This window comes from Vibrio sp. 2-1-2a (assembly GCF_032648565.1).
Taxonomy (GTDB): domain Bacteria; phylum Pseudomonadota; class Gammaproteobacteria; order Enterobacterales; family Vibrionaceae; genus Vibrio; species Vibrio diabolicus.
Genome location: NZ_WBOH01000002.1, coordinates 624930 through 636557, shown reverse-complemented (window position 1 = coordinate 636557; position 11628 = coordinate 624930). Strand labels below are relative to the sequence as shown.

The following is an 11628-nucleotide window of genomic DNA, read 5'->3' as shown; positions in this document are numbered from 1 at the left end:
TTACTTCATTGCTAGCAGTTTGCTGTAGCGCTCAAGTTTGTCCATGCTAATTTTCGCGTTTGCCATGAAAGTTTGTCTCGCTTTTCCTGTTAGGGATTTAGATTGTGGCAAATTCACCGTGCGCGGGTTTTTATGGACACCATTCACAAGGAACTCGTAGTGCAGGTGAGGGCCAGTTACACGGCCAGTTCCGCCAAGCGTACCAATGGTTTGGCCTTGTTTAACGCGTTGACCAGCTCGTACCGTACGTTTGGTTAAGTGCAGGTACTTGGTAATGTAAGTATTGCTGTGTTTAATGAAAACGTAGTTACCATTAAATTTGTTGTAAGACGATTTTTGAACGACACCATCGCCAGCCGCCCAAATCGGGGTGCCCACTGGTGCAGCATAGTCCGTGCCTCTATGAGGACGAACGCGTCCCGTTACAGGGTGTAAGCGGCGTGGGTTGAAGTTAGACGAAACTCGACGGAAATCCAACGGCGCGCGCAAGAACGCTTTTTTCATTGCTCGTCCATTTTCGTCGTAATACTTGCCACTTTTCTGATCCAGTATTGCGGTGAAGGTATCGCCTTGGTTTTTAAAGATCGCAGCAATGATTTTTCCACGACCGATTACTTCACCTTCTACCACTTCCTCTTGGTAAAGCACTCGGAAGCTGTCGTTTTTACGAATATCTAAAGCAAAGTCGATGTCCCAACCAAATATGCCAGCCAGTTCCATGATTTGGTTACCATTTAATCCTGAAGAGATTCCCGCATTCCAAAAGTTTGATTTGATGGTGGCTTCAGCGTAGTTGTACTGGAAGTCGACTTCTTTTTTATCGACTTCTGAGACGTATTTGCCGTCTTTTAACGTGATACGAAAAGTTTCGAATGCGCTTAATGTTCTTCTTAACTGTACTAAGTCGTTGTTTTCATCAAAACCGAATTGCAATCGATCGCCAGGTCGAAGTCGGGTTAATTGCTTTTCCACTTCTTTGTCTGATGAGACAAGCTCATGCAATAGACGGGCAGAAAGCCCCACGCGACTAAACAAGATGGCTGCACTCTCACCATTTTTCACTTTGTACGTTTCCCAACGCAGTACAGCGGGGGACGCTGGAGACGAACTGTTTAGTGCACTGAGTTCTAGGGAAACTGGCACAGGATAATGTTGACCAACTTTTAATCGGCTCTGCTGTGGGTCTAGGTCTTGCGGATCAGGTAAAAAGAAGAGCGCGAAGATAATCAGCGCACTAAAAAAACCGATCAATACTTTGTGCAAGAGTGGAAGTCGGACAAAAATCGAATGCATGAGGTACTTGATTGCTAAATTAAACGGAAAAATTCACAACTACCTAGTCTAACGTGTTTCAAAATGCATCGCTATTCAAGTAATATGTTCAGCTATTATATTTTTGCCAAATCTGTGGGAGTGAACAAGAATGGCGAGCATTGAAGCTGCACTAGCCGAGATTAAGCGCGGTGTTGAAGAGCTGATTCCAGAAGAAGAGCTTATCGCAAAACTAAAAGAAGACCGTCCTCTACGTATTAAATTGGGTGCGGATCCTACGGCTCCAGATATTCACCTAGGTCATACGGTTATTTTCAATAAGCTTCGCTTGTTCCAAGAGCTAGGTCATGAGGTGACGTTCCTAATTGGTGACTTCACTGCAATGGTTGGTGACCCAACAGGTAAAAACACAACACGTCCACCGCTAAGCCGCGAAGATGTATTGCGTAATGCAGAAACTTACAAAGAGCAGGTATTCAAAATTCTAGACCCTGCAAAAACTAAGATTCAGTTCAACTCTGAGTGGTTATCTGAGCTTGGTGCAGAAGGTATGATTCGTCTTGCTGCAAACCAAACCGTTGCTCGTATGCTAGAGCGTGATGACTTTAAAAAGCGTTACGCGGGTGGTCAGCCAATTGCTATTCATGAGTTCATGTACCCACTTCTACAAGGTTGGGACTCAGTAGCAATGGAAACTGACGTTGAGCTTGGTGGTACTGACCAGAAGTTCAACCTGCTAATGGGTCGTGAACTGCAAAAGTCTCACGGTCAAAAACCACAGGTTGTACTGATGATGCCTCTCCTAGTGGGCCTTGATGGCGAGAAGAAGATGTCTAAGTCAGCAAACAACTACATCGGTATCAGCGAAGCGCCAAGCGAAATGTTTGGTAAAATCATGTCTATTTCTGATGACCTAATGTGGAGCTACTATGAGCTGCTATCTTTCCGTCCTCTGGAAGAGATTGCTCAATTCAAAGCTGATGTAGAAGCGGGCAAAAACCCTCGTGACATCAAAGTATTGCTAGCAAAAGAAATTATTGCTCGTTTCCACAGTGAAGCTGATGCAGATGCGGCAGAGCAAGAATTCGTAAACCGTTTTGCGAAGAACCAAATTCCTGATGAAATGCCAGAATTTGATTTTGATGCAGGTCGCCCAGTGAGCAATCTGTTGAAAGAAGCTGGCTTATGCCCATCATCGTCAGATGCGATGCGTATGGTTAAGCAGGGCGCTGTGAAGATAGATGGTGAAAAAATTGCGGACAGCAAATTTGCTCCAGCAGCGGGTACTTACGTGTTCCAAGTAGGCAAACGTAAATTTGCACGTATTACTATTCAGTAATCAATAATCGCTGCAAATGAAAGCGCCTGATGGGCGCTTTTTTTGTATAAAAATTTAGCGAAAAAGACAAAGTAAAACTTCCAAACATGTTTAACTTTGCTACTATACTCTCGCTGCCAATAATGGCAGCGTTATCGGAGATTTACATGAACAATACCGACCATCCTCCCAGTCGTTGGGTGAGTAAGAGCAAGGGAGCGAAATAACCCGCTTCGGTATTGGCGATCTCCACCTTACCTAAGTGGTGAGGCATCTTTTCTAATTTTCTTCTCGTTATTTCCTTCATACATTCTGAATAGACAGTGCGTCCGCATTGGTTTTCTCTGTGCATCTTAATTGTTGTGTGACTTTAAGTATGCAAGAGTGACTTTGCGTGCCTTGTCGATGGTCGTTACCAATGCCAATCGGGAGATTCGCCATGACGGTAATGAACAACACTTTTATTGAAACAACACCAAACTTTTCTGAAGTAGAAATTGGTGCAGCTCGCAATGCATTTTTGCAGTATGAGCAAGAGCAACAAGTCCATTTGCTTACGATCATGCCGATCGATGAGGCGGTAGGTATTTTGCAGCATTGCTCTGTCGGTTATGTTAATAGTCTTATTGCTCAACTTGAGCAAGCAGGCCATGACAAACGCGCACGTCATTATGCTCACCAATTGGGTTTGCATATGTCTGAAGTTGATACACCTGATGGTTATTTATCGACTAGTGTTTTGGGGCACGTGAAGCAGCGTATTGGGTGGATCATTGCACTGGCCCTTTTAGGGATTGTGTCGGGTTTGATCATTGCTCAGTATGAGGACACCCTTAGCCAGCTCGTTTTGCTTGCGGTGTACATGCCTGTGATCGCTGCGGCTGGTGGTAATACAGGAACACAAGCTGCAACTTTGGTGATTCGTGCTCTTGCAACTGGGGAGCTAAAGAAACGCCAATGGCTAGAAGTTTTGTGGAAAGAGAGCCGCGTTGCTCTATTTATTGCGTTAGCTATCGCTATCGTGATGATTGGACGCATTATGTTATTTAGTGCCGGTCAATCAACTGGGGGCTTTGAACTTACCGATATCGCATTGGCAATAGCGGTTGCGTTATTCATCCAAGTAACAATTTCTACAACATTAGGTGGGCTGCTACCAATTATTGCACGAGCTTGCAAGATGGACCCAGCGGTATTGGTGAGTCCAGTGCTTGCATCTATCGTCGATATTTCAGGGATGTGGATATACTTTAATGTGGTGAACTATTTCTTAGGTATCGCCTGACTAAAGTTCACAATATCACTATAAAAAAGCTGCTCAAAATGTGTAATAGGGGCGATGACAGGTTTGTTATCGTCCCTTTTTTCTGGGAAGTAGTCAGAAACAAACTGAACAAAAACGGTATTAGGTTGACCATTTTTATCCAAGCCATATCCGGCCATGTTGTAAGTTCCGTAGAGGGAGCCGCTTTTGGCGATCAATTGTCCTTTAATTGGCAACTTTCGCATACTTTGTCGGTACTTTAGTGTGCCTGACTCACCTGACTTCGGCATGATGGCGATCAGTTTAAGCTCGTCTTCGTGCTTCCAAATATAACGAAGAATTTCCGCCATTTTGGTGGCGGAAATACGGTTGTTTCGCGAAAGTCCTGAGCCGTCTTCCAGGCGCGCATTACGAATATCAATACCAGTGTTGGCGAAAATGATCTGCTTGATCGCCTCTGTACCGTTGGCAAAGCTACCTGACTGAACAAAAAACTTAGCGCCAAGTGTTTTGGTTAATGTATCTGCAATCAAGTTATCAGAGTTTTTAAGCATCTCTTCCAGAATGTCTGGTAATGCCTCTGATTGATGCATGGCGATTAGCTTGCGCTGTTTTTCCGGAGCCGAACCGATCCTAATCTTTCCTGATAACTCAATATTGAGCTGCTTAAGCAAAGCTGCCAATCTATGGCTGGTATAAAGTTCAGGATCTTGAATGGCAAATTTAAGTGGCAATGGTTTCTCCCTCTCAACTAAGCATCCAGTTAGCTTGTAGTTGTTATCAGGGTTTGCGACTAAGCCTAAATCGCAATGACGACTTTTCTTAATCGTTTTAGAAACGGTCTCGACAGTACTTGTTACACGAATAGGTTGATGCTCAGGTACGTAGACTCGAGTCCCACCGTCTTTTTGCGTATAGATAGAAGCCTGCACACAGTTGTTATTGAGTGTGATGGTCGATGCCGGAGCGCTGTAGCAAACTCCCAAGATATCCCACGGCCAGCCCACTGCACGGTTGTAACCAGTGAATGCGCTGTTATCGAGCCATAAGTCACCGTCAATACGTTTTAAGCCATTTTTCTTGGCTAGGGTAAGAAGTGATTTTAAATCGTTGGTTTGGAGCGTTGGATCGCCGACAAAGTAAATCACTGCGTCTGAGCTTGACGCTTCTAGCTTGGTTCGAAAGCGGAAGTTATCACCCAGCTCTAACTTTGCCGCTAATGCTGTGACGATTTTTAATGTACTGGCTGGTGGGAACAGTTGTTCGGTAGGATGAACACCGTCAAGTTCAGCATTCTCACTGAGTTTTTCCGCGACTAAACTGATGCGAGAGCCTTCCGGCAACACTTCTTGATGAGGGTACGCTTGTGAAAAAGCAGAAAGTAATGAAGAGAATATGAGCAAGGGCCAACGTAAACGCATAATGATACTTTCTAAGGTGAGTTATGTGATTGAGTATACGCAAGTCCTTTCAATATGCTAGGTAACTAAAGAAATGCTTTATATGTCATCAGGAATGAGACATGAGAGAAAGGCGCGCGGCTTAAAATGGAGTATAAAAAATGCCCGCTTGAAGCGGGCATTCGATATTCTAGTCAAAGACCGGAATTAGAAGTCGTAACGTAGACCTAGAGCTAGCTCGTCTTCAGCATCGATCTTAGTTGCAACTGTTTTGTTCGTGTCAGTTGAACCAAACTTGTCACCTGCGTCAATCAGGTTGAAGTTGTAAGAAATGTAACCACGGAAGTTAGGCTTGAAGTAGTAAGAAGCATCAACAGCGAAGTTGTTTGCAGAAGTTTCGTTGTTAGTTTCTGCATTGTTGTACGTTGTTGTAAATACCGTTTGGCCTAGAGTGTAAGCACCCGCTAGCTCGTAACCAGTGTAATCAACTGTGTTACGGTTGTTTGAGTCTTCCATTTTCTCGCCGTCAGTGAAGATACCAGCGAAGTAAAGATCAGACATTGTGTAAGATGCAGCTAGCATGTACTCGTTTGCTTCGTCTTGATCTGCGTAACCAGCACCTAGCTCAAGACCAGTGTCAGCTAGAGCGTAGATTGCAGATAGAGAGTAACCGTCTTGTTTGTTGTCGTAGTACTCACCAGTGTTTTTGTTTTCCATACGATCAGCGAAGCGGTAGCTTGCTTTAACACTTAGGTTTTCGAATTGACCTTTGTAAGCCATCATGTTGTCTGTACGGTCTGCTACAGCTAGTTTGTCTGCTGCAGAGTTACCGTGGTAAGCCATGATATCTGTGAAGTCAGTGATAACGCCTAGTGCACCTTCAGTTTTACCGTATGCGAACTCACCGTAAGCACCGCCAAGACCAGCGTAAGCAAGACGAGTTTCTAGATCGCTCTTGTCGTCGCCGTCTACAGTACCGTTTTGAGCAGTCTCAAATTCACCTTCCCAGAAACCAACACCGTATAGGTTGTCATTGATCTCTTGTTTACCAAGGAAGTTTAGACGGATGCGAGATTTGTCTTGAGCGTCGCCATCTTTCATAGATAGACGTGCTTCAGCACGGCCGCCCATTTCTAGAGAAGTGCCGTCTTGGTTGTAAAGTTCAGCTGCGTTTACGCCAGTTGCCATAGCTGCTGCAGATACAGAAAGAGCAATTAGAGTCTTTTTCATCTTATTTGTCCTAGTTAGCTGTCCATAATCATTGTTGTATGGGGGAGAGGTAATCTCTCACAAGTTGTTGGTCTATAATCGGCCAATGAGCGGTATAATTCGCCCTTGTAAGCCTTTGATCTAACAACTCGCTGGACATGTTTTACTGCTAAAGTTTCCGTATGAGTTAGTAAAATGATATAAATCGTATCGATGAACACTGTTCGATTGGTCTGGTTTTTGATTTAACTTTTTGTTTTAAATGGGATTTTGTGGTTATAACATTCGTCTGACATTGATTAGTTTTTATCTTTTTTGATGTTTTTGGTGTAATGAACAGTGTTGTTTTTCAACAAATTGCGACAGTGATGCACTCTAGAATCGTTCTAAAAGTGACTTATATCATTATGCCGAAAGGGCATAGTCTTACAGCGTTTCGAATTAAGATGATTTCGTCCGGGAGTTTGTTTACACTAAATGAAATACATCTTTAAGCGCACTACCCAGCCCTATGGCAGGGTGGGCTTTTTTTGTCCAAAGACCCATTTGGGCTTGAGGTTATAAAATGGAAAAAGTTCCAATGACACTACGTGGCGAGCAAAAGCTACGTGCAGAACTCGATCGTCTACTTAAACTACGTCCTCAAATTTCAGAGGCAATCGCTGAAGCTCGTGAGTTAGGTGATTTAAAAGAGAACGCAGAATATCACGCCGCTCGAGAAGAGCAGGGTATCTGTGAAGCACAAATCCGTGACATTGAATACAAACTGTCAGTTGCTCAAGTAATTGATGTAACGAAGATGGAGAACACGGGTAAAGTTATTTTTGGTTCAACCGTAACCTTGATTGACATCGACACCGAAGAAGAAAAAACATACCAAATTGTTGGTGATGACGAAGCAGACATTAAAGCTGGCCGTATTTCAGTAAGCTCACCAATTGCTCGTGGCTTGATCGGTAAGATGGAAGGCGATGAGGTTGCTATTCAAACTCCGGGTGGCGCGAAAGACTTCGAAATCGATCGAGTAGAATACATCTAAGTCGTTGAGAGTAATTTTGTTACTCCAATAAAACGCAAAAAGGTCGCCAATGGCGACCTTTTTTCTTCAGCAACGTAAGTAGAATTACTTACGAGGGATTTCGATTTTACGCTCTTCAGACTGGCGGTACAGCACAAGCACTTTACCAATAGTCTGAACTTTTTCTGCGCCCGTCTCACGTACGATAGCGTCGATGATTAGCTGTTTTGTTTCACGATCTTCTGAAGCAACTTTTACTTTGATCAGTTCGTGATGGTTAAGAGCGATTTCAATTTCTGCTAGCACGGCTTCTGTAAGTCCATTTGCGCCCATTAGCACGACAGGTTTTAAACTGTGAGCTAGGCCTTTAAGGTGCTGCTTTTGTTTGGTGCTTAGGTTCATTACGCGGCCAATTTTCTTTAAAATAAGGGTTGAAAAAAGCTATTTTAACGCCATCTATTGCTGAAGACTATAATTTATTGAGTAATAGGTAGCGCCTATTAAAACAATAGCTCCAATTTGCGCCTTGTTGGGATTAAAATGAGTAAACAAAAACATTCGGCTAGTTCTGGTCGTTGGTTGAAAGAACACTTTGATGATAAATACGCGAATGAGGCTCGTAAAAAAGGCTATCGCTCACGTGCTTATTTCAAGATCGATGAGATTCAAACGAAAGATAAATTGTTAAAGCCTGGGATGACAGTCGTCGATTTGGGTGCGGCACCGGGCGGGTGGTCTCAATATGCTGCTAAGATAGTAGGAGACAGTGGTCAGATCATTGCGTGTGATTTGCTTCCTATGGACCCGATTGCGGGTGTCAGCTTTTTACAAGGCGACTTTCGCGATGATGCTGTATTGGAAGCTTTGCTAGAAAGAATCCAACCTTCAATGGTAGACGTAGTAATGTCTGACATGGCACCTAATATTGCGGGAAATAACTCTGTTGACCAACCTCGTGCTATGTATTTAGTTGAATTGGCTTTAGATATGTGTCGACAAGTTCTAGCGCCTAATGGTAGCTTTGTCGTAAAGGTTTTCCAGGGGGAAGGCTTCGATCAGTATGTGAAAGAAGTCCGAGACATGTTTAAAGCCGTAAAAATTAGAAAACCAGACTCATCGCGAGCTCGCTCTCGAGAAGTCTTTGTTGTAGCCACTGGTTACAAAGGTTAACCATTTTGCTCTCTTGAGAGCGAGTTAACACTATAGCTACAGTGAATGAACTGTAGTACCCTACCTTTAATTACAATTAGTTATCGAGAGGCTTACACCTTGAGTGACATGGCAAAAAATTTAATTCTGTGGCTTGTTATCGCCGTCGTATTGATGTCGGTATTCCAGAGCTTTGGCCCTGGAGAAAGCAATGGCAGAACCGTGGATTACACCACGTTTGTACAGGAAGTTGGCCAAGGCCAGATTCAAGAAGCAACTTTTAAAGACGGTGAAATTAGCTTTGTTCGTCGTGGCGGCGGTGCCAAAATGGTCACTTACATGCCAGTGTATGACCAAAAGCTTCTAGATGACCTAATTAACCAAAACGTGAAAGTACAGGGCACGCCTCCAGAAGAGCAGAGCTTGCTTGGTACTATTTTCATTTCTTGGTTCCCAATGATCTTACTGATTGGTGTATGGATTTTCTTCATGCGTCAAATGCAGGGCGGCGGCGGTAAAGGCGCCATGTCTTTTGGTAAGAGTAAAGCTCGAATGATGAGCGAAGAGCAAATCAAGACCACCTTTGCTGACGTTGCAGGTTGTGACGAAGCAAAAGAAGACGTGAAAGAGCTGGTGGACTACTTGCGTGATCCAAGCCGCTTCCAAAAACTGGGCGGTAAGATTCCTACTGGTGTGTTAATGGTAGGTCCTCCCGGTACTGGTAAAACGCTTTTAGCGAAAGCCATTGCTGGTGAAGCAAAAGTACCGTTTTTTACCATCTCGGGTTCAGATTTCGTAGAAATGTTTGTGGGTGTCGGTGCATCTCGTGTACGTGACATGTTCGAACAAGCTAAGAAAGCAGCGCCTTGTATTATCTTCATCGATGAAATCGATGCGGTAGGTCGTCAGCGTGGTGCTGGTGTTGGTGGTGGTCACGATGAACGTGAACAAACACTAAACCAAATGCTAGTAGAGATGGATGGTTTCGAAGGTAACGAAGGTATCATCGTAATCGCTGCTACTAACCGTCCAGACGTTCTTGACCCAGCATTGCTACGTCCTGGTCGTTTTGACCGCCAAGTGGTGGTTGGATTGCCAGATGTACGTGGTCGTGAGCAGATTCTAAAAGTACACATGCGTAAAGTTCCTCTAGCAGGTGACGTAGAGCCTTCTCTAATCGCTCGTGGTACACCAGGCTTCTCTGGTGCTGATTTAGCAAACCTAGTCAACGAAGCGGCGCTATTTGCTGCGCGCGGTAACAAGCGTAACGTTTCTATGGTTGAATTCGAATTAGCGAAAGACAAAATCATGATGGGTGCCGAGCGCCGTTCAATGGTGATGTCTGAAGAGACAAAAGAGTCAACGGCTTATCACGAAGCAGGTCACGCAATTGTTGGTCGTTTAGTACCTGAGCACGATCCAGTGTACAAAGTGTCGATCATTCCACGCGGTCGCGCGTTGGGTGTGACTATGTACCTACCGGAGCAAGACCGTGTCAGCATGTCTCGCCAGCATCTAGAGTCTATGATCTCTAGCTTGTACGGTGGTCGTCTAGCGGAAGAACTCATCTACGGTGCTGATAAAGTCTCAACAGGCGCGTCAAACGATATTGAACGTGCAACTGATATTGCTCGTAAGATGGTTACTCAATGGGGTTTCTCTGAAAAGCTTGGTCCTCTACTGTATGCAGAAGATGAAGGTGAGGTGTTCCTTGGTCGTAGCGTGACTCAGACTAAGCATGTATCTGACGATACGGCGAAGTTGATTGATGATGAAGTTCGTCAGATCATTGACCGCAACTATGACCGTGCGAAGAAGATTCTTCAAGAAAACATGGATATCATGCATGCGATGAAAGATGCGCTGATGAAGTATGAAACCATTGATGCTCGTCAAATTGATGATTTAATGGAGCGCAAAGCTGAAATTCGTGAGCCTGCGGGTTGGAGTGATAACTCAACTAGCAAACCTGAAGACAGCGAGAAGCCTCAAGCAAAGCCAGAAGTTAAAGAAGAAGCAACGGACGCTGCGAAAGATGCAGAAAAGTCTAGCTCTTCAGAAGCGACTTCTAGCGAAGCGCCTGAAAAGAAAGACTCTGAATAAAGAGTGTTGATAATAATAAACCCCGAGTTATCTCGGGGTTTTTGTGTTTATGATGATGATTACAGCAAATAACAAATCTTTAGATCTTTCCCGTCCACATGTTATGGCCATTCTAAATGTGACTCCGGATTCCTTTTCGGATGGTGGTAAATACAACTCGATTGAACTCGCCCTTGCTCAAGTTGATAAAATGATAAAGGCTGGTGTAAGCATTGTTGATGTTGGTGGGGAGTCGACAAGGCCTGGCGCGCCAGATGTGTCTTTAGAAGAAGAACTTCGACGTGTTGTCCCAGTAATCAAGGCCATTCGTGAAAAGTACGATGTGTGGATTTCGGTCGATACCAGTAAAGCGGAAGTTATGCGTCAAGCTATTGATGCTGGTGCAGATTTGATCAATGACATTCGATCTTTGCAAGAACCTGGTGCTCTCGAAGTCGCAGCAGAAGCAAAGCTTCCAATTTGTCTGATGCATATGAAAGGTCAACCTAGAACCATGCAAGTTGCACCTCATTATGATGATTTGATGAGCGACGTATCTGCCTTTCTAGAAGAACGTATCGCGGCATGTGAAGCAGCAGGGATTGATAAATCTCAACTGATTCTCGATCCTGGGTTTGGCTTTGGCAAAACGATAGAACACAATTATCATATGCTCGCTCATCTTGAAAAGTTTCATGAATTCGGCCTGCCAATTTTGGCTGGCATGTCTCGTAAGTCAATGATTTTTAAATTGTTGGATAAGCCAGCGGCTGAATGTACAAATGCGAGTGTCGTTTGCGCTACGATTGCAGCAATGAAAGGCGCGCAGATCATTCGTGTGCATGACTTTGAAGAGACAATCGAAGCAATGAAAGTTGTTGAGATGACGAAAAACAATATTTAAAAATAATAAAGG

General features: G+C 44.1%; 10 protein-coding genes. 6 read left to right on the top strand and 4 right to left on the bottom strand.

Going from position 1 to position 11628, the window contains the following annotated elements; genetic code table 11:
• Nucleotides 1–1293, bottom strand: a complete 1293-nt coding sequence (locus F7Y48_RS07570; protein ID WP_046875053.1) for a peptidoglycan DD-metalloendopeptidase family protein — start codon at nucleotides 1291–1293, stop codon at nucleotides 1–3.
• Nucleotides 1294–1423: 130 nt separating this feature from the next.
• On the opposite strand from F7Y48_RS07570, the gene tyrS reads away from it, so the two are divergent.
• Nucleotides 1424–2611 (top strand): tyrosine--tRNA ligase, encoded by a 1188-nt coding sequence (gene tyrS, locus F7Y48_RS07565; RefSeq protein WP_065645535.1) that lies wholly within the window; start codon nucleotides 1424–1426, stop codon nucleotides 2609–2611.
• Nucleotides 2612–3029: 418 nt separating this feature from the next.
• On the top strand, nucleotides 3030–3875 hold the full coding sequence (locus F7Y48_RS07560; protein ID WP_012841442.1) for a magnesium transporter: 846 nt from the start codon (nucleotides 3030–3032) through the stop codon (nucleotides 3873–3875).
• Here F7Y48_RS07560 and dacB read toward each other — a convergent pair.
• Both dacB and F7Y48_RS07550 read right to left on the bottom strand, forming a co-directional pair.
• Nucleotides 3854–5275: a serine-type D-Ala-D-Ala carboxypeptidase gene (gene dacB / locus F7Y48_RS07555; protein WP_256894547.1), complete on the bottom strand. Its 1422-nt coding sequence runs from the start codon at nucleotides 5273–5275 to the stop codon at nucleotides 3854–3856. The genes F7Y48_RS07560 and dacB overlap by 22 nt on opposite strands.
• Before the next feature lie 186 nt (nucleotides 5276–5461).
• Nucleotides 5462–6484: a porin gene (locus F7Y48_RS07550; protein WP_316682996.1), complete on the bottom strand. Its 1023-nt coding sequence runs from the start codon at nucleotides 6482–6484 to the stop codon at nucleotides 5462–5464.
• Between the two features lie 544 nt (nucleotides 6485–7028).
• Here F7Y48_RS07550 and greA point away from each other — a divergent pair.
• Nucleotides 7029–7502: a transcription elongation factor GreA gene (gene greA, locus F7Y48_RS07545; RefSeq protein WP_005380065.1), complete on the top strand. Its 474-nt coding sequence runs from the start codon at nucleotides 7029–7031 to the stop codon at nucleotides 7500–7502.
• An 84-nt stretch (nucleotides 7503–7586) separates the two neighbouring features.
• Here the strand turns inward: greA and yhbY are convergent, their stop codons facing one another.
• A complete protein-coding gene (gene yhbY / locus F7Y48_RS07540; protein WP_005380066.1) occupies nucleotides 7587–7883 on the bottom strand; it encodes a ribosome assembly RNA-binding protein YhbY in 297 nt (98 codons plus the stop codon).
• Nucleotides 7884–8021: 138 nt separating this feature from the next.
• On the opposite strand from yhbY, the gene rlmE reads away from it, so the two are divergent.
• The 3 genes from rlmE to folP all read left to right on the top strand — a co-directional run bounded on the left by rlmE (nucleotide 8022) and on the right by folP (nucleotide 11616).
• Entirely contained in the window at nucleotides 8022–8651 is a 630-nt protein-coding gene (gene rlmE, locus F7Y48_RS07535) for a 23S rRNA (uridine(2552)-2'-O)-methyltransferase RlmE (RefSeq protein WP_005388985.1), read from the top strand.
• Between the two features lie 108 nt (nucleotides 8652–8759).
• Entirely contained in the window at nucleotides 8760–10733 is a 1974-nt protein-coding gene (gene ftsH / locus F7Y48_RS07530) for an ATP-dependent zinc metalloprotease FtsH (protein WP_085342669.1), read from the top strand.
• Between the two features lie 52 nt (nucleotides 10734–10785).
• Nucleotides 10786–11616, top strand: coding sequence for a dihydropteroate synthase (folP, locus tag F7Y48_RS07525; protein ID WP_065645530.1), 831 nt, complete (start codon nucleotides 10786–10788; stop codon nucleotides 11614–11616).
• Nucleotides 11617–11628 lie beyond the last annotated feature (12 nt).